The sequence below is a fragment of the Clostridium sp. BL-8 genome, from assembly GCF_002006495.1.
Classification (GTDB): Bacteria; Bacillota; Clostridia; order Clostridiales; family Clostridiaceae; genus Clostridium.
Window position 1 is genome coordinate 29,493 of sequence record NZ_LZZL01000043.1, and the last position, 19,910, is coordinate 49,402.

Here is a 19,910-nt window from a genome sequence, read left to right on the forward strand (position 1 = left end):
AATGATATAATAAGTCCAACTTAATTTAGGTGGACTTTAAAACTCAACTTGAAAAGCTTCACTTTATTGGGAGCTCTATAGTAAATGTACTTCCTTTTCCAATGATGCTAGATGCATAAATTTTTCCTCCATGAGCTTCTACCATTTCCTTTGCAATTGCAAGACCTAAACCTGTGCTCATAAAATCTTTTGTACGTTCTGTATCTATACGATAAAATCTATTAAATATATTAGAAAGTTTATCTTCTGGAATTCCAGGTCCATTATCCTTAATTTCTATTTTAATCCATTCATTATTACTACTTAATTCTACTTGAATTATCGCATCTTGCTGCCTTCCATATTTCATAGCATTTCCTATAACATTTCTAATAACTTGATATATTCTTTTTCCATCTATGTTAACCTCTAATTCTTTAGATAACCTGTCTTCAAATTTAAATTTAATATTTTTTTCTTTAAGGATGAAATCAAATTCTTCCATAAGATCACTCATAAATGGTCTAAGCTTAACTATTTCAAAATTAAAATCTAATTTCTGCATATCTAATTTTGAAAATAAAAATAAATCGTCAATAAGATTGTTTATATAAATAGCATTATTATGAATTATATTCAGATAATTATTTACTTTATCTGGTGAGGTTACAACACCATCTACCAATGCCTCAATATATCCATTAATTGAGGTAATCGGAGTTTTTAAATCGTGAGAAATATTTGCTATAAGTGCTTTTCTATTTTCTTCATATTCCCGCTTCATTTCTTCAGACTGCTTTAAAGTTTCAGCCATTTTATTAAAATCATATATTAAAATTCCAATTTCATTATATACATCATTATCAATTTTTATATCATAATTACCTCTAGCTATCTGCTCAACACCATCTTTTAATTTTTCTATGGGTTTCATAATTCTTTTTTCCATTTTCATAGTGACATATATATGAGAACTCTGATGAACAATAAAAATTACTGCAAAGAATATGGTAATTGCCTTTATATCTACGAATTTAAATATAGAAAAAACAAGTAGTATACTTATTAAGATTCCAGCTTTACGCATCCATCTTAAATATCTATGTATTCTATTAAATTCATTAAATTGTTTATGATGAGATTCATGATGTAATTTTTGATGCTCATAAACTAATTCATTGCGCAGTTTATGCAATTCATTAAGCTTTTCAAAATATTCCCGATGTTCTTCATCAAATTTATGACGAAAATGAGAATGAATTTTTCTTTTAAGTCTTCTAATCACGTCCACCACCTTGAAATAAATTTTAATTGTTACAATGATTATAACATTGCAAATTAACTTTTGATAAATTGAAATCTCTAAATAATTGAATTTTAACACCAATTATTTAGAGGCTTCTGAATTTTAAACTCACTTAATATAAATTTCACTCCATAATTCATAGATAAAGAGTAACATTCATATTTCTTTTATGAATGTTACTCTCTATTATATACACATTAATTGATTTAACCCATAGCTCTATTTATAGAAGGTATAGAATTAATAAAGATTTATTTTTCTTAATAACTTCTCAGCAGTATTTGCAGATATATATTTATCATCTTCTTTAATCATCACACTGGTACGACATCTAAAACATTTATTAACACAATGTGTTGTCTCAAATTCAACTCCTCTATTTTTTAAAGCCTCAATTAATTCATTATATTTTCTAGTGTTATTACAGACAACATACTTTGACACTTACTCCCTCCTAACCCGACAGCGACTATAATAATTCTGCTACTACTCTCAAGAAAGCCCTAAAATGCACTTATATTCATTAGCGATGTGCATACTACAAGTTAATTGATTCATATTAACTTACCAAACTAGATCTAACGTTCCGTTTACAGCACTCTCACCTGTAGATGAAATTTCAACTTTTTCAACTTCATTGTTTTTATTTGCGTATATTTTTAGCTTAGCATCACTATCTTCAGAAAATAACAACTTCTTTATGAATTCATGATGCTTATGAAAATCTTTATCACTGCCTTCCTTCATTTGTTTTATATGCTCCATCAACTTTTCCTTATCTATTCCCTCATGGAATTCTTTATGCATATCTTTGATTTCTTTGAATACTTCTTTCAATTCTAAAGATATAATGTTTTTTTCATCCTTCTCTTCAACTTGTACATTATTTAATAGATTCAACATAAAAGTAATTTTTGAAAGGCCTCCCTTTATTCCACCATGACCATGTATTCCATGCATATTCATCCCATGATTATGCATATGAATTCCTCTGTGGAATCCATGATGTGGACAATCCTTTATATTAAATTCTGAATTACTTTCATGTTTTACTTTTTTGCCTTCAGCATCTAAATCAACATTTATATTAGCTTTTGTTTCTCCATTTTTAGTATTAGTTTCAAATTCATTAGAAAATGATAATACTTTCACATCTCCTTTTGCTGCTTCCAGCTTTATATTTCCCTTAAACACTTCTTTTTCCTTCATAGTCTTAAAAACATCGTACAATATTTTAATTTTATTCATTTATAACGCCTCCTAATATTTTCAAGAAAACTCTACTCGCATCCGGTGTCTGCTTAAGGATCTTAGTATTTTTTCTTGATGTTATGAGTTCATTATAAAATCCAACTTTAAAAATCCCTTAAAGCAATTTTAAAAATTTTATAAAATATTTTTAATAAATAATGTACTTCTTTTTTAATATTTTGTAATTCATTCATTAAGGCTAAATATAGATTTAGTAATTTTTAAAAATTACTTTGCTTAGAATTTTAAATGGCAGTACGATTTTAGTAAATATCAGTTTATTGTTTAGTAGAAGGCATTAAAAATAAATTATGAAAATTGAAAATATGCCATTATATATAATTTCTTATATAAGAAGTATTGATCCTTACAGAATCAGTAATGTACAAACGATGGAAAAATTAGAAACATGGGTAAAACTTAGCTTAATCACTTATTTAATGACAAGTCGATAATTCTAAGAATTGCTTAAGATAATCCCTAAATTATAAAATTTACCGTTATGATACCTACATTATTGTTTCAGATGACTATTCAATAACTAACAATTACATAAAGAAAGGTAATATTATTAGAAGAGAATATGATGTTTTTGCAATTAATAATACAGCAAAAGCCGTTCAACAAGCATGGATTGATATTTTCCCCGAATTATTCGGACAGCACTATCAACTTGATAAAAAAAGTCCAATTATGGAAAGATATAAAGTAGACATGGTTAATAATCACTATTGTGAAATTTACATCGCATCTGTATGCTTATAATAAGTAACCACCATCTTAGTAAACTTTCCACAAAATATTAGACATATTTAATTAAACACTTTTGGATTGTCAAAGCTTCATAGACACAAATTTAAGTAATTTTTATGAATTAGTTCTTTAAATTGGAATGAATATATATATTCAAATCATGAGTACATTTTTTTGATCGTATATAATAACTCTCAACCTATTTAAAGATTTTCTTTTTAGATTAGTTAGATGGCTCATAATAAACATCTTTAATAAGTTTTCTCTTTACTATTTTTTTATTGAATTATAACATTGTCATAAGAATTTTCTTCTCTACTTGGAATATAGAATTAATGTCATCACCCCCATATTTTATTACTCTCACTTGATTCAGTGAATTTAGATATTGAAATCTTATTTATTTCTTCCATTCAAAAGAATCTTTTAGATTTCTCTATAAAAAAGATCTTAACCACATTGCAATTAAGATCTTTTTTATAGAAAAGGTATTATCTTTTTTTTACCCAATAATCACTTCCATTTCTAGTCCTATCTAAGAATCCATATTCAATTAAACATCTTCTAATAAATACATAATCATCAGAAATGTTTTTTATAATTTCATTTATTTCTTTTTCGCTATATGTATTAGAAGGATTGAATTCATTAGCTATTATTTCTAAAACTATTATTTTCTTTTTCTCCTTTACAGGAAAAGACTTTAATTTTAACCCACCTTCTAATCTAAAACAACCTCTTAATACATTTTCTCTTTCCTTTTCAGTTACTTTATAATCATTTTTCATGTTATTCTCCCCCATAATTATTAGTTAGTGTAAAGCAATTACACTACTTTTAAAAAATTTTCTTTATATATCAAGGGTTTGAACGTTTTTTTGTACAAAAAAACAATGCCCCTAATTTCATGTTATAATTGAAATCTCGCAACCCAAAATAACATTAAAATGAAAGGCCATTTTAATAAATTCAATTATAACTTATTTACTTTTATGTAATCACTTTGATGATTCTAATAGTTCAAAATACCAAAACTTAAAATTGAAAAACTCCCTAAAGTACTTCATTATATTTACAGAGAATTTACCATTAATATTTTTAATACATATTTGTATTACTTATCCAAATCAAATAACCTTTGGCAAATTACTTAAATTTATAGCTGATGATTATAATTCTTATCTATTTACGAAACAGTAATCAGAGTTAGAAGAAAATTAAGTCTTTAATCTTACTCAGATTATGTAATTAACAAAGAATAATTCAGTACCTGAGTCAGATGGAACAAATAATACCTTCAAATCTTCATATCATGTTACATGTGAATATGAACATATAATACTGCACTTTATTGCGCGTTATTTTGGGTTGCTTACTACAATTTCTTACGTCCACTTCCTTATTAGGTATTGTCAATTTTTAAATTAATTATATACTCTAAATCAAGTTAGTAATATCTCTACAAAATTCTAAATATTTATTACTCTTTGACAACGAATTTTTTTGTCACGCCTACTGTTAACCAATAAATTACAATATTAAATATTCTCACCTAATTCTTTAGCTTAATTTTTACTTCTATTTTCCCATAGATTACTTTACAACTTCATTAATACATAACTTCTAATTATAACTTTGATCTATTTTAACTTTATTTTTATTTAATTGAATGCATAATTTATAATAGAATATTATACTTAATAAAATAGTTATTATTGAAACTATAATTATAAGCATACTTCTATTAATATAATCAAATAATGCCCCACCTAGCATCATACTTAGAAACTGAATACTTATGCTAAGTGTATCTGAAGTAGCAAAAACTTTTCCTATATTGTCATTGTTATATTTCTTTTGAATAAATGTACTAAAGATAACTGTTTGAAATCCATCACTTAAACCAGTAATAAACAAAGCTATTACTGATACCAACCATAATTGAGTTTGTATATATATAACCCCCATAATACAACTTAAAATTATAGCAATTAAATATGCATCTTTTTCTTTAACTTTTAATTTCAATCTACTGGTTAAGCCTGTTAAAAATGATCCTAAAATAATGCCTAATCCTAATGAAGAATATAAAATCCCTACTGACTCACTACCATCGTTAAATAATTTATTAGCAATAAAGACAAATGAAATATTCACTATACCAGAAATTAAGGTACTTGCAGTATTAACAGAAACATAATATGTTGTATCTATATTATTAATTATCTGTTTAAATCCATTAGAATATTTATTAATTAACGAATCATGTTTTTCAGTTTTTGTTGTATACTCAACTATGTTAGTAAATGATATACATATAGCAGAAAATAGAAATGTAAATGCATTTAACCAAAGTACGCCTGTAATACCTAATATATTAGCTAATATTCCTCCAAAAGCAGGTCCAAGTATTAAAGTAAATGAGCCAGATATCGACATAAGCGAATTAGCTGATTTAATCTGATTATTGTCAACTATTAGTGGAATAATTGCTTTGCTAGCTGGCGAAAAGAAAGTTCCAGCAAAAGAAGTACTCAAGACCCCTAAATAAACTAATGCTATAGTACTACTAGTAGAAATAATATTATTATTACTCAAATTTAATATAATTACTAAAATTATGTTGAACAAGAACCTACTTATGTCTGATATCATCATTATTGTTCTTCTTTTTTTTCTATCAATATAATTTCCTACAAATGGTCCTATAAGAATGTATGGAATTACGTTCATAACTAGTAATCCACTTACTACCATACCAGTAAGTTTTAATTTACTAATAAAAATTAGCATAGCAATATTACATACCCAGCTTCCAAATCCAGAACAAATTTGGCCAATCCATAAAAAACTAAAATTCCTATTTTTTATTGTATTTAAATAGTTCAAAGCAGTTCCCCCCTTTAAATTTCAACTTGATATACAAGCCTATTAATTTGATTATTGCTGAGTTTTTGCATAATATTTTCATTTCTATAATAATAAGTATTACCTTTACATATAATTCCTTCTTCTATTATAGGATGTTTCAATTTAAATTTATAAATTTTGCATTCATAAGCACAATTATCTTTACCTCTTTTTAGCTCTAAATCAAGACTTACCCCTGCTGTATTACAATTTTTAGTTGTTGAAATAAATACATATGGATAATACAGAGAACACATCATTTTCTCTGACAAATGAATATCTTGATAAACATTATCAATTTCATATCTTTTTATACCCTTTTCTAAAAAAAACTTATTAACCAATTCAAATGAATAATTAAACTTTCCTAAAGCTTCCTTTTGATAGTAATTTAAATTATCATATATATTTCTCATTCTAGGTGACTTTGAAATTTTACTTAACAATCTTCCTAGAATTGGTTTCAAATAAATAAATTTATCTTTATTATCTAATATATAATTCATTACTCCCCAATCATTTATAATAATTTCACATTCATACTCCATGTTATTTATATTTTCAAATATTAGTTTCAATTTATCTAATCCTTCATTGCTTACATAACTTGTTACAAAACTAAAATCATAATTATTTTGAATACAAAAAGTTAATACATTTTTTATTTCATTCCAAGTTGGAAGTAGTTTTTCACAAAATTCATGTCCAAAATATATTCGTGAATAATCTACTGAAACATCTTTAACATTATCAATTGACACAATATATATTGCCTTTTCCAATTTACCCCCTCCTATTCTAAATATAGATAAATCATTTCATAACCCTAATAATATTTTGTGCTTTAACCTTATATGAAAACTTTGTTAATAAATACTATTGAAATAACGCTTTTTTAGATAATTATAAATAATGATAATAGCTCTGAATTTACTAAATTTTCAAAACTGATACGAAAGTATATTTTTCTTGAATATTCAAATTTTATATTAATTGTAATATTAATAATAGCAATTAATTCCTTTCTTACAGCATTTAACATTAAAATATTCATAAAACATTTCTCTTGCATATAATTCATATTCATTTTCATTTTTGAAATCGTCAATAGATTTTATCATGTTTTTTATAAAATTAGTCTCTTTTAATATTTTATTTCGATTATTTATATCTCCAGAAGCACGAGCAGGAATTTTAACAAAATCAATATTATGTTTAGAGAACTTATATAGATAACAAGCTGCACAAGCCTTTGGATATGCATTAAAATTTCTTTTTTTAACAAATGAATCACAAACTTTTTTGCATTCCTCTTCTATAAGTTCTTTATCAGTCACTAATTCCACATTATAATTTAGTCCGCACATAGGAAAATTATCAATTTTACTGCAGTTAGATAAATATGTAATTGCATGCTCAAAGTTGCAGAAGCCATCAATATTAGAGCATCTTGCATTACTTATGAAAACTTCAAATTCCATATTAGGATATTTATCAGATATATTAATAACTTCATCTGGCGGTAATAAACGATCAAATACTATACGCTTTACACCTAAGTTACTATAAAAATTAACCGCTTCATCATTAAATACAGTACCTCCAGTACTAATATGAACAGGTATTTCAGGATATTTATTTATTACATATAATAAAATTCCTATATCAGCAACAATAAAGTTATCAATTCCTGTTTTGACTGCATCGTCAATCATAGTGCTTAATAAATTTATCTGTGCATTATTATAAGTATGTGCATTTAATGTTAATGTAACTTTTACATTATTCTTATGAGCAACATTAATTGCACATTTTAAATCTATAGCCGATGTAAAATTAGCTAATTTTCCCCACCTTCTATTCGGGCTTATTAAGTATTTATATTTCTCTATCCATTCAGGTGAAACATAACCACAAAACACTTCATCTACGCCAGCATTTATTCTTTCAACAAACGTTTTAACGGAGCTTGCCCCACTTACTATTTTCATAATTTTCACTCCTATTATATTATGATTTGTTTATAATACATTTCTCACTAATTGGGCTTAATGTGCATGGATGACGAACAATTTCAATTTCCTCTTGAATACTTTCTAATATTTCTGGATAACGCTGTGTTATGTAATAATATATTATTATAATATTCTCCAATATTCCTTTGTAATTATCACAACTTTTTGTACTAGATAAAGTGCAACCACCACTACAGATATATTTAGCCCAACAATTTTTACAGTTATGCTTATTGAAGATAGAATTTTTCAGATAAAAACTCCTACTCTCTTTATTAATACCAGTTTCTAAATTACCTATTACTTCGTCAGATTTATTACAAGGCTTAAACTCGCCAGTGGAAAAGTTAAAATAAAGGCTATTTATTCCTCCTGAACAGTTAAAAATTCTCTTCTCTCCTTTTTTTAGAGAGATGAAAATTTTGCACATCTCCTTATATTTAACAGGATATTCTCTTAACTCTCTTATAAATGGCTCAAATTTTTCAATTAATTTATCACCTATAATAGTATTATTTGACCTTAATTCTATTGGCGTATTATAATACCAATAATTAAGGTATTTTTCTATATTCATAAATTCTTTGTTTTCCTTAAAATACTCATATTTAATTTTGTTATCTAAACAAAAAATGTATTTATCAATATATCGAAATTTTTCATTACTATTAATTGTAAAAAAAACTTTTTGTTTATTAAACAATTCTCTTAAGTTTTTTAATGCATATTCTAATACTAATTTATTCTCTCCAGTTAGTGTTATATGGATTACTTTAGCCTTATATGAATTTTCATTCATAAAATCCACTATATTCTCAAAATTAGCTTTTTGTTTTTGTATATTTTCTAAATTATCTTCAAATTTTATGTGTAAATCAAATATAAAGTTAATATTATAAAAATCAAATGTAAAATTATTAATATCTTCTTGTTCATTTGTGTATATAATTTTTTCCATTAGCAATGGTTTGCATTTTATACAAAGTTCTCTTAATTCATTAGTTGAATAATATTTTTTTTCTAACATTTTACTAAAACTCAACCTCTTACATGCTATTAAAAATTCCGCTATTTTATTAGACATTAAAATTACTTTACCACTTGATATATCATAAAAATAAAATTTATCATTTTTATTTATTATTTTACCATTGTACGTATATCCAATCATATAATCTCACCACTTTATTTTTTGATTATTAATCCAAAATTTATACAATTACAATTGTTGTATTAATTCTTTTGTATAACTACATTCGTCAATAAATCTATCATCCTTTACGTCAAACGGACAGGGACTACAATACTCTTTATAAACGCATTTTGTGCATAATGTATCTATTTTGCTATTTGCTTTCCTAAAATCTATAAAGGCTTTAAAATATTGTGATTCTAAAATTTCTTTAAGAGAATACTCAATTAAATTCCAATCAGATTTTACTGCTTCCGTTTTAGATGTTCCTAAAATTATATCATTACTATCTCTACATTTTATACAAGGATAAATTATTCCATCTGCTTGGATATATATTATTCTATCACCTGCACCACATTGAAAAGTTGTCAAAAATCTTGTATTATATTTATAATTCAAATAACCAGCAGTTATAGGTAATAATTGTGGTCTGAGATTAATATTAGTTTTTTTAATCAAAGGACTGATTTTTTCATAATATCTTAATTTGTTCTTAATTCCATCAAGTGTAAGCTCAATCTCATTACATTTTGCATTCCCGGTAAGCCATAAATCATTTATGGCTAAATTTTCAATTTCATTTTCTTTGCAAAAACTTAATAGCTCATCAACTAAATTTTCAGTTAATTTTGTTATAACAAAATTTATTCCAATATTAATATTTGATTTATTTTCTTTTAAAATACTCATTGTATTTTTTAAATTTGCTAATGTTTTATTAAATGAATCCTTTCCTCTTATTAAATCATTAGATTCTTCAGTTGGTCCATCAAAGCTAAAGTTAATAAAATCTATATTTAATTTAGTTAACTCTTTAATAATTTCATTATTCAATAAATGTCCATTTGTATTTATTAGAATCTTTACGTTTCCATCTGATAATTTCTTCAGAACAAGTAATATATCTTTTCTTATAAAAGGTTCACCACCTAATATCTGCAAATGTGAAACTCCCCCCTTTACCAATTCATCTGCTATTTTTAACATTGAATCTGTATCCAAATCTTCATATCTACTAGATCCTAACTTATACGTTTGTCCAACACTGCAATGCTTGCATTTTAAATTACAATTGCCAGTTATATCCCATTTGGCAAAAATCATATAATCACTCCCTTTATAAATTGTAATTCTCTACAAATTTCTATACTTTTGATAAAACTCCAAAGCTATATAGATTTCTATAAAGTTTTTCTAGTTGAAATTTATCTTCTATAGTTAATTTAAAATTTTTTTCAATTATATCTTCAATTTCGTTAATTGTATAACTACCATCACATTTATCTAAAAAAAACTTTTGAATTTCTGTAATATTATAATCTATATTATTAATATGGTAACCCTTTAAAGTAGCAATATCTAAGTTTGCTATTTTCAAAAGTACATCATTTCCATTAATAAAATTTATACTATCTATTATAAATTCAAATCCTTGTCTCTTTTCTATTTTAATAATTACATTATAAAGATAAGTTAAATTTTGTTTATTGTAGTACTCAACCCATTCGGCCTCATTATAAGTTTTATTATAAATTTTCGAAGAACAACCACTCATTGTTTTTGCTTGTAAAGTTAATGGCATTCTTTCATGAATAATAGTCTTGGTTCTCCAATTTTTATTTTTACTTATAGTTTTCAATTCATTTAAATATTTAGGTTCATTATTATCTCCTAGTAATTGTACTATTGAGTAGAATACTCCATTATCATCCAAATAATTATCTAAATTATTTATAATTTTACGTATAATTTTTAGTCCATCTTCACCCCCATCTCCAATAAGAGGATATTGTACATTTTCTGGAATAACTTGAGTTGGTGGATTTGCAATAATTAAATCATATTTCTCACTTACATTGCTAAAAATATCACTTTTAATAAAAGTAGCTGACGATTCACAATCATTAATTATGGCATTTAGCTTAGCAGTTTCTAAAGCTTCTTCTGTTATATCTATACCTGTTACTTTTGCATTACTTTTACTTAATAATATTGAATGAATTCCAGAACCAGTGCATAAATCTAATATATTTTGGTATTTTTTGCATGGCAAAAGAGAAGATAACAAAAATGAATCTATACCAATATATATTGGTGATGTTTTATCTAAACACGTAGGATAGAAATATGGAAAATCAGCAAAAACATATATATCATTATATGGAATCAAAGCCTTTGCAGCTCTTAACATCGTATCGCATTTTTGAATAATTCCATAACTAAACAATAAATCTTTTATAGGTTTTGAAAGAAATTTGTTAATATATCTTTCTTCAATAGGTATTCCTAAATAAAAAAATAAAATTAACTCTTTAATTTCAAAATTGCCTAAAAGAAGCTTATTCTTTATTAAGTTAAAATTTCCCCAAGGGTTTATAAAAAATTCATTTCCTCTAATGAGCCTTAAAATTTGCTTGTATCCACTTTTATCTAGTTCATTTATAAACTTCTTTATCATTAACTTATATTGCAAATGTTTTACCCCCATTAATATTTCATACTTAGATTTGAAAATAATTAACCTCTAAACATTCATGAAAAATATTCACTATATGTTTTCTTAATAAAAAATATTAAAATAATATTATATAATCTTTCTTAACTAAGATATGTTTTGATGAACCAGAAAGGATTACCACTTATATAACCCCCTTTATGATATACTAATGTTACTTTTAATAATTAATTTCTAAGTATATAACTAATATATAATGATTCTATAATTGGTACTGTGCTCTAATCCTTTCTGATTTTAAAATTACAATGTTAATAGCACAGATTTCAATGATTATGGCTACTCAGAAAGCATACACCAATCGCCATTAACATATTGTTCTGATTCAACAACTTCTACTTTTAATAAGTCTTCCTTATTATTTTGAAGTTCATTTTTATTTGCATCATTTTCCATATTATTCACCTCCTTTCAAAATTCGACTTATATATTAAGGTCTAAGTTTATTTTTTACAGTAGGTTGTTTGAATTATATTATGCTTTTACCCAATTAATTAAATAATTTTTCATTATATCCTCTCTATTTAACCATTCAGTTTCAACACTAGGTTGAATTAAATGTAACTTGTCCCATGATAAATTAAAGTTTTTTATTCCAAATTCTTCAGCTTTTATATACAGATCTGTTCCCGGGAATAAACAGAGAATACAATATTCTATCTCCTCAGGATTTGATTGTTTTACAAACTCTCTCATTTCCTCAAGTGATTCATTTGTTTCATATGGCAATCCAATAATATAATTTTGTTTTACTTTAATTCCAAGCTTTTTTGCCATACTTATTGCATTTTTTACTTGTTCAATATTAAAGCGTTTGCTAACAGTATCTAGAACTTTTTGACTCATGGATTCTATACCAAATAAAATACTTGTACAACCAGCTTCTTTAATAGCACTTAATATTTCGTGGTCTACCATGTCTACTCTTGTATTGCACGACCAAGTAATAGACAAATTTTCTTTTTTCAATTTATTACAAATTTCCATTACTCTTTTTTTATTTATTGTAAACGCATCATCACCAAAAGTAATATGACTAAGGCTGTATTTATTAATTAAAAATTTAATATGATTTATTATACTATCAACACTCCTATATACTACATTCCCGTTAAACTTAGCAGTGCTACAATATACACACTTATGAGGACACCCTCTACTTGTCATTACAATTCCTTGCATACTTTTGTTATACAACTCCATTTGAATCAAGTGATATGCTGGAAATGATAATTCATCAAGATTTTTTATTTTTTCACGTTTTTCAGTTTTTATTACTTCTCCATTGAAATTTCTAAATGCAATTCCACGGCATTCACTAAAATTATCACTTCCTTGAGTAATTAAATTATATAATTCTACTGTTGTATACTCACCTTCATATAATGTTATAAAATCTATTGAACTTTCATTTTTTAATATTTCTTCACAGCAAAATGTTGCATGATTCCCACCCATTACAATGGGAATATTAATAAATTTATCTTTTATATTTTTACAAATTCTTAAAGCATTTGGATAAGTAAATGTCATATTGCAGGAAACTCCAATGATATCCGGTTTATATTCTAAATTTTCTATGTAATTATTAACATCAGAAGGTGTAAGATTTAATACTGCCATATCAAAAATTTCTACTTTATAATTATTTTTTTCAAGTTCAGCTGCTATTTGAATTAATCCTAAAGGTGGTGTGTAATAGTATGTATTATATCTTTCATGTTTATATGGAAAAGGTGGATTAATGAGTAAAATTCTCCTATCGTTAGTTTTATATTTATCTACTAAATTTAAAAATTTTTTTTTACTTAAAACATCCAAAAAATCATATAAATCACTTATTTTAAAATCAAGCTTATTAAGTTCTAAGAATTTATGTATTTGTTCAATATTCATATATCCTCTACATAAATCCAATATTCTTATAGCAAAGTCCGATATCTTTGCCATTGATCCACTTACCGGATCAAATAGTATATTTTTATCTTTAATTTTTCTTATATTAACATTATCATTTTTAACAGGATAAATATTTCCATAACTTATCACTAAAACCATCTCCCATATTTCTATTTCCCAAAATAGGCTAACCACCAAGAGTTTTTATTTCGTAACTACTCAGCTACTTATAATTACATATTTATACAATAACCAAATAAAGTAAATATTTATAGCATTAAACGTATAAAACTATGCATAAACAGAAATAATTTATACTTTCATCCTATTTATTGCCGAAAACATCTTTTTGTTTCTCAAAATATACATTTAATACTAATAATATTGAATTTTTATCCAATTATGGTGTATTTTAATATAGAATATAAATACAGTATAACTATTAAGCTATTAAAATACCTTGAATTTAATGTTATTATTATTTTTTATAAAATACGTATGGATTTGAAAAGAAAACTAAAAGTTTAAGAACTAAATCAGGTAAAAATCCTAGTGGACAAAAAGCCCCTGAATGAATTGCGTTTGAACTAAATGATAATCCTGATGAAATACAAATATATCAAGTTCATGAATGTGATATATGTAGATAATCTTTGCAGGATGTAATTCCAGAAAATCATATTATCCGACAAGTTATCGATATACCAAAAATAAAAGTTAAAGTTATTGAGTACAGAGCAGAAATTAAAAAATGTCCAATATGTTTATTCCATAGAATATTGAAGTTTAAGAAAAGGAGTGAATTATATGATATCTAAACATATTCTAGAAAATATAATTTCGAAATGCCTAAGTAAAGGTGGTGATTTTGCCGAAATATATATTGAAGATACATTTAAAAATTCTTTAGATTTAGTCGATGGAAAAATAGAAAATGCTGTATCAGGTAGAGAATTTGGAGTAGGTATAAGAATTTTTAAAGATTTTAAAAGCGTTTATGCATATACAAACGATAGTAGTTATAATTCTTTAATAGAAATTGCACACAAAGCTTCATGTGCATTATCCGATTCTAAAAATAACCTTATTACTGACATTAATTTAAACTTAATTGAAAGAATAAATTGTAATATACATCCTACCTTATATACTCCTTCCAGTATTAAGAACATAAAAAAAGTAGATATGATGAAAACTGCATATAAAGCGTCAAAAAATTTTAGCAATAAAATAGTACAAGCAGCTGTAGGTTATGGTGATACTGATCAAAAAATATTAATAGCTAATTCTGATGGACTATTAACAGAAGATAGAAGGATACGTACTCGTATATACACATGCTCTATTGCTAGTGATGGTTTCAAAAACCAAGCCGGAACAGAAAGCTTATGCAAATCTATGGGATTTGAAATGTTCGATTCTATAGATATTGAGCATTATGCTGTTGAGGCCAGTAAAACTGCTACAAATCTGCTTCATGCAATAAATTGCCCTGCTGGTGAAATGACAGTAGCTATAGAAAGTGGCTTTGGAGGAATAATATTTCATGAAGCTTGTGGGCATTCTTTAGAAGCTACCTCTGTTGCTAAAGGCAATTCAATTTTTGCGGAAAAATTAGGACAACAAATAGCTTCCACAAAGGTTACTGCAATCGATGATGGTACTATCCCTAATGCATATGGCTCTCAAAATATTGATGATGAAGGTAACTATTCTAGAAAAAACATATTGATTGAAAATGGAATTTTAAAAGGCTATTTAATAGATAAATTGAATGGACGAAGAATGAGCATGAATCCTACTGGAAATTCCAGAAGAGAATCTTATAAATATTCTCCTACTTCAAGGATGACAAATACATATATCGCTCCTGGAGATAATAGTGACAAAGAAATAATTTCATCTATAGAAAATGGTCTATATGTAAAAAAAGTTGGCGGTGGATCAGTAAATCCTACAACTGGTAACTTTAATTTTGCAGTAACAGAAGGTTATTTAGTAAAAAATGGCCACATAAGAGATTTGGTTTGTGGCGCAAGTTTAATAGGAAATGGTAAAGAAATTCTTATGAATATAGATATGGTAGGGAAAAAATTAAAACATGGCCAAGGTATTTGTGGCTCTCCTAGTGGTAAAGTACCTATAGGTATTGGTCAGCCTTTAATTAGAGTATCGAAAATAACTGTGGGAGGTAAAAGAGAAGATTAACATGAATATAGACGAATTTAAGAATAATATATTTGTTGAAGCAAAAAATCAAAAATTTGAGGAATTTGAGATTTATTATACTAAAACTGAAAGTGTAAATATTAATGTGTATTCTCATCAAATTGATAAATATAATGAAAACACAAGCATAGGCATAAGTTTTAGAGGAATTTATAATGGAAAAATGGGGTATGCATATACGGAAATATTAGATGATGCTTCTGTATCATTATTAGTTGAATGTGCTAAAAACAATGCATTAGCAATTGATAATACAGATCAAGAATTTATTTATGCTGGTAATGATACATACTCGTTATTTAATAACTTTAACGAGGATTTATATAAAGTTACTACAGATGAAAAAATAAGATTAGCACTTGATTTGGAAAAAAAAGTTATGTCAAAAGATCCAAGGGTAATCAATGTTAGTTATTGTAGTGTGGCATCTTCAGATGTAGAATTCTATATTATAAATTCCAAAGGAATTAGTCTGCATCATAGGTATAATTATATATTTGGGGCTGTAATACCTATCATTTATGATGGTAATAGAAAATATACATCTATGTCTTTTAAAATTAGTAATGATATAAAAAAAATAGATTTTGATTCTATAGCCGATGAAGCTGTAAAAAAAGCCCTTAGCTTAATAGGTGCATCTCAAATCACTTCTGGCAAATATAAGATAGCTTTAAAAAATAACACTGTTGCTAGCTTACTTATAACTTTTGCTAGAATATTCAGTGCCGATAGCACTCAAAAAAACTTATCATTGCTAAAAGATAAGTTAAATAAAGCTATTGCATCACCATTAGTAAACATTGTTGATGATCCTCATATGGAAGACGGATTAGCTTCATGTCCTTTTGATTCTGAAGGTGTTCCCACTCATAAGAAGTATATTGTTAAGAATGGTGTTTTAAATACTTTACTATACAACTTAAAAACGGCACATAAAGATGGAGTTAAAACTACCGGCAATGCTTCTAGACGTTCTTATAACTTAGCAGTTAACATTTCTCCTACAAACTTTTATATTGAAAAAGGCAAAAAAACATTTGACGAATTAATTACTAATATGAATGAGGGAATATTAATAACTGATTTAGCAGGAATACATGCAGGCGCTAATGGAATCACTGGAGACTTTTCTATATCTGCAAAAGGGTTCATAGTGAAAGAAGGTAAGGTGAATGACCCAATCGAGCAATTTACTTTGTCAGGTAATTTTTATAAATTGTTAATGGATATTGAAGATATTTCTGAAGATTTAATATTTGATTTAGGCAGCGGCAGTGGTTATTTTGGAAGTCCAACATTACTCATACGAGAAATGGATATAGCAGGACTATAACTTTTAAAATATATTCTCTGATTATATTACAATCTTTAAATTAATGTAATATAACTAGGCTTGTGCACTAAATAGGAAAATTTTAACCTGATAGTCCTAATTTGGAAGTAACTGAATCTAGACTTATCCCATTATCGGCACAGGAATGGCGAAACTAACTATTTGTACCAAATAATTGTTACGGAAGTAAGATATTGTATCTCCTAAATTCTTTAATTTAAGTCTCTTACTATTTTTAACTCTGAAAATCTCGAAAAATGTATATGTTAAAAATACCATGCTCCAATATCTACTTATTGATTTTGAGGATTCAACTTGAAACTCATCCAAACCAAGAGCTGATTTATGATATCGGTAGCTTACTTCAATATTCCAGCGTTCTTCATAGTAAGAGATTATAGTTTGATTACCTAATGATATATCCGTACTTAGTATAAAACAAGGCTTATTAGACAAATCTTGTTTACTCCAACTTATAAGTACAACTGCGTTTTCAATGTCATTAAGTTTTCCTTCATATATGAATATACTACTTATTATTACTAGCTGTAACAATGCTAGTTTCATTTGGTCTAATGTGTTTTGAAAACTTATCAACACCAATTTTAATGCCTGCAGGATATATCACTCTATTAGATTTAATTCTTCCTATGCTGTGATAACAATTTACTAAACCGTGAAGCAAAATATTTGCTGAAGTATACCATGAATCAATCAGTAGATAGTTAGTTTTGGTAGCTGGAGTAAACTCATTTATCAATTCTATAGCAAGCTGCTGCTTATCCTTAAACCTTTTAGGATTATTCTTAAAAACTTTTTTACGTTGATACTATTTAAAGTTTAAAGGAATTGAATAATCATTAATTGTATAGTGATATGTTACCAAGCAATGCGACCACATAGGTTTGTTGCCATCTGCATGAGAATTATGAAAATCTAAACCTTCTATATGTTTTGTAGAAATATCCTTTTTACTTAAGGTGTCATCAATAATTAGAAATCCGACATCATTATCTTTCTATGTATTTGAGATTTCAGATATAGCATGAAATATTCGTTCATCCGTGACATACTCATGATTCTATGAATATGAACTTAGGAACCTTGAGCCTGTGCTTCTATGCCTATTACAAGTAAGTTTGCTATAAATTTAAGAGAGATTTTTACTACCTTCGGTGACGATTATTCCAGAAACTAAATTTATCATATGATTCTTTAACGCAGAAGAATATGGTAGATTTAACTCTAAAATATAGTTGTTTATTGCTTCATTTTGGTTTAATATTGTTGTCAGCATAGATTAACCCTCTTCAGGTTTGGTGTTACAACTTAAACCTAACGTATTTGAGGCATCTATGCTATTTTTTTATAAAATTTTATAAAAGTAATTTATGGATCTATATCCATAGAAAAATTTCGCAAATTAATGCACAAGCCAAGTTTCTTTAAATAATTTCAATAAATATTGTCACTATTGTTTAATGAATAGTTAAAGTTGCCATTGACTTTTTTAAAAATTGTGGAATATGCCATGTGGAATATATATACAGTAAAATTAAATATAAAAACAGAATTTTTTGTGGATATTTTTTCTTATTAATGCTATATTTTTATTTTCAAATTAGGAACTATTGAAAATATTAGACTAACTAAGTTGATCAGCATCGTAAATCTCGAAGAGATTAGCTTTTATAGCTCTTTTAGTTTCAATTAATGGTTCTATAAGTTTAAAATATAGCGAAGGTCATAATCCCAGTGATTATCTGTATCATCACTGCATTTAATGATCGTCCTACAAAAGTTTTAAATTTTAGGTTTTGTTTTATCCACTTGAAAAAAAGTTCTATTTCCCAACATTTTTTGTACAGAAATGCAATTTCTTCACTAAGAAGATCATCAATATTAGTTATAAATGTAAGCTCTTTACCTGTTTTATCTACAATTTTTATAAGTTGGTATTCCTGTTTTGTTTGATAAGTATATTTAGATCCAAGCTTTACTATTTTGTCAAAGATTATTTTAGTTCCTACATTTAAAAGGCGCTCATAACTATGACTTATTTTTAAGTCCTTGATTTCTGTAACTACCGCCATTATGTTTTAATCTAGTTACAAAATATTTTTCGTCTTTAGTGTATTGATCAAATTTTTCATAATCTAAATAAACCTTATCAAATACATATATACAATGTTCACTATCAATTAAGGAATCCATAGCAATTTTATCATGTTCGACAGCATTTGTAACAACAAATGCATCGGGAATACCTTTATTCAAATCAAATCTTGTATGAATCTTTACTCCGGCTTTGATAGATCTAAATAATGCCCATTGGTAAAGATTTAATCTCATACTTATGGTAGTAGAATCTATTAGTTCAATTAAACCAAAGCACTTTAAGGACTCATTTACGGAACCCATACTTAGAACTTTATTAATGAGTTCGTTTAAAACTGGTAAAAATACTTCATAATTTCTTTTATTATTATGGTATGATAAAGTACTCAAGCTAACGCTTGCTT

At 26.3% G+C, this 19,910-nt stretch carries 16 protein-coding genes and 1 pseudogene; 3 read left to right on the top strand and 14 right to left on the bottom strand.

The window, feature by feature from the left end; translation table 11 throughout:
• Positions 1–58: 58 nt before the first annotated feature.
• The 11 genes from CLOBL_RS15355 to CLOBL_RS15410 form a co-directional block, all read right to left on the bottom strand.
• A complete protein-coding gene (locus CLOBL_RS15355; RefSeq protein ID WP_077859847.1) occupies positions 59–1,264 on the bottom strand; it encodes a HAMP domain-containing sensor histidine kinase in 1,206 nt (401 codons plus the stop codon).
• 261 nt (positions 1,265–1,525) lie between these two features.
• Positions 1,526–1,729, bottom strand: a complete 204-nt coding sequence (locus tag CLOBL_RS15360) for a hypothetical protein (protein WP_077859848.1) — start codon at positions 1,727–1,729, stop codon at positions 1,526–1,528.
• Positions 1,730–1,849: 120 nt separating this feature from the next.
• The gene (locus CLOBL_RS15365; RefSeq protein WP_077859849.1) at positions 1,850–2,533 is read right to left on the bottom strand and encodes a hypothetical protein; all 684 of its coding nucleotides are present in this window, start codon (positions 2,531–2,533) and stop codon (positions 1,850–1,852) included.
• 1,247 nt (positions 2,534–3,780) lie between these two features.
• Complete coding sequence (locus CLOBL_RS15375) at positions 3,781–4,077, bottom strand: DUF2087 domain-containing protein (RefSeq protein WP_179117767.1); 297 nt, start codon at positions 4,075–4,077, stop codon at positions 3,781–3,783.
• 835 nt (positions 4,078–4,912) lie between these two features.
• Positions 4,913–6,178, bottom strand: coding sequence for an MFS transporter (locus tag CLOBL_RS15380; RefSeq protein WP_077859851.1), 1,266 nt, complete (start codon positions 6,176–6,178; stop codon positions 4,913–4,915).
• A 14-nt stretch (positions 6,179–6,192) separates the two neighbouring features.
• Entirely contained in the window at positions 6,193–6,981 is a 789-nt protein-coding gene (locus CLOBL_RS15385) for a hypothetical protein (RefSeq protein ID WP_077859852.1), read from the bottom strand.
• A 219-nt stretch (positions 6,982–7,200) separates the two neighbouring features.
• On the bottom strand, positions 7,201–8,190 hold the full coding sequence (locus CLOBL_RS15390; protein WP_077859853.1) for a U32 family peptidase: 990 nt from the start codon (positions 8,188–8,190) through the stop codon (positions 7,201–7,203).
• Positions 8,191–8,209: 19 nt separating this feature from the next.
• Complete coding sequence (locus tag CLOBL_RS15395) at positions 8,210–9,385, bottom strand: SPASM domain-containing protein (RefSeq protein ID WP_077859854.1); 1,176 nt, start codon at positions 9,383–9,385, stop codon at positions 8,210–8,212.
• Between the two features lie 48 nt (positions 9,386–9,433).
• A complete protein-coding gene (locus CLOBL_RS15400) occupies positions 9,434–10,513 on the bottom strand; it encodes a radical SAM protein (protein WP_077859855.1) in 1,080 nt (359 codons plus the stop codon).
• A gap of 40 nt (positions 10,514–10,553) precedes the next feature.
• Positions 10,554–11,882, bottom strand: a complete 1,329-nt coding sequence (locus CLOBL_RS15405; protein ID WP_179117768.1) for a methyltransferase — start codon at positions 11,880–11,882, stop codon at positions 10,554–10,556.
• A gap of 516 nt (positions 11,883–12,398) precedes the next feature.
• Positions 12,399–13,973, bottom strand: a complete 1,575-nt coding sequence (locus tag CLOBL_RS15410; protein ID WP_179117769.1) for a radical SAM protein — start codon at positions 13,971–13,973, stop codon at positions 12,399–12,401.
• Positions 13,974–14,476: 503 nt separating this feature from the next.
• Here CLOBL_RS15410 and CLOBL_RS27555 point away from each other — a divergent pair.
• Genes CLOBL_RS27555 through CLOBL_RS15420 form a run of 3 tightly spaced genes read left to right on the top strand, consistent with a single transcriptional unit; the run spans position 14,477 to position 17,388 of the window.
• Positions 14,477–14,641 carry an IS66 family transposase zinc-finger binding domain-containing protein gene (locus CLOBL_RS27555; protein ID WP_143323880.1) on the top strand — a complete coding sequence of 55 codons (165 nt, stop codon included), beginning with the start codon at positions 14,477–14,479 and terminating at the stop codon, positions 14,639–14,641.
• The gene (locus tag CLOBL_RS15415; RefSeq protein ID WP_077859858.1) at positions 14,631–16,031 is read left to right on the top strand and encodes a TldD/PmbA family protein; all 1,401 of its coding nucleotides are present in this window, start codon (positions 14,631–14,633) and stop codon (positions 16,029–16,031) included. Before CLOBL_RS27555 ends, CLOBL_RS15415 begins: the two co-directional genes overlap by 11 nt.
• 1 nt (position 16,032) lies before the next feature.
• On the top strand, positions 16,033–17,388 hold the full coding sequence (locus CLOBL_RS15420; protein ID WP_077859859.1) for a TldD/PmbA family protein: 1,356 nt from the start codon (positions 16,033–16,035) through the stop codon (positions 17,386–17,388).
• Between the two features lie 82 nt (positions 17,389–17,470).
• Here CLOBL_RS15420 and CLOBL_RS15425 read toward each other — a convergent pair.
• From CLOBL_RS15425 to CLOBL_RS28975, 3 genes and pseudogenes are all read right to left on the bottom strand, one after another.
• Positions 17,471–18,685 (bottom strand): annotated as a pseudogene (locus CLOBL_RS15425) (IS701 family transposase).
• Between the two features lie 430 nt (positions 18,686–19,115).
• On the bottom strand, positions 19,116–19,481 hold the full coding sequence (locus tag CLOBL_RS28970) for a transposase (protein ID WP_278281335.1): 366 nt from the start codon (positions 19,479–19,481) through the stop codon (positions 19,116–19,118).
• Positions 19,438–19,910: transposase (locus tag CLOBL_RS28975; RefSeq protein ID WP_278281336.1), on the bottom strand; the 473-nt coding region annotated here is incomplete at its 5' end. The genes CLOBL_RS28975 and CLOBL_RS28970, both read right to left, overlap by 44 nt.

What these genes read in the sequence shown, in the direction of transcription:
- CLOBL_RS15365 (WP_077859849.1), bottom strand. Translation starts at nt 2,533, where the DNA reads ATGAATAAAATTAAAATATTGTACGATGTTTTTAAGACTATGAAGGAA.
- CLOBL_RS15375 (WP_179117767.1), bottom strand. Translation starts at nt 4,077, where the DNA reads ATGAAAAATGATTATAAAGTAACTGAAAAGGAAAGAGAAAATGTATTA.
- CLOBL_RS15390 (WP_077859853.1), bottom strand. Translation starts at nt 8,190, where the DNA reads ATGAAAATAGTAAGTGGGGCAAGCTCCGTTAAAACGTTTGTTGAAAGA.
- CLOBL_RS15395 (WP_077859854.1), bottom strand. Translation starts at nt 9,385, where the DNA reads ATGATTGGATATACGTACAATGGTAAAATAATAAATAAAAATGATAAA.
- CLOBL_RS15400 (WP_077859855.1), bottom strand. Translation starts at nt 10,513, where the DNA reads ATGATTTTTGCCAAATGGGATATAACTGGCAATTGTAATTTAAAATGC.
- CLOBL_RS15415 (WP_077859858.1), top strand. Translation starts at nt 14,631, where the DNA reads ATGATATCTAAACATATTCTAGAAAATATAATTTCGAAATGCCTAAGT.
- CLOBL_RS15420 (WP_077859859.1), top strand. Translation starts at nt 16,033, where the DNA reads ATGAATATAGACGAATTTAAGAATAATATATTTGTTGAAGCAAAAAAT.
- CLOBL_RS28970 (WP_278281335.1), bottom strand. Translation starts at nt 19,481, where the DNA reads ATGGCGGTAGTTACAGAAATCAAGGACTTAAAAATAAGTCATAGTTAT.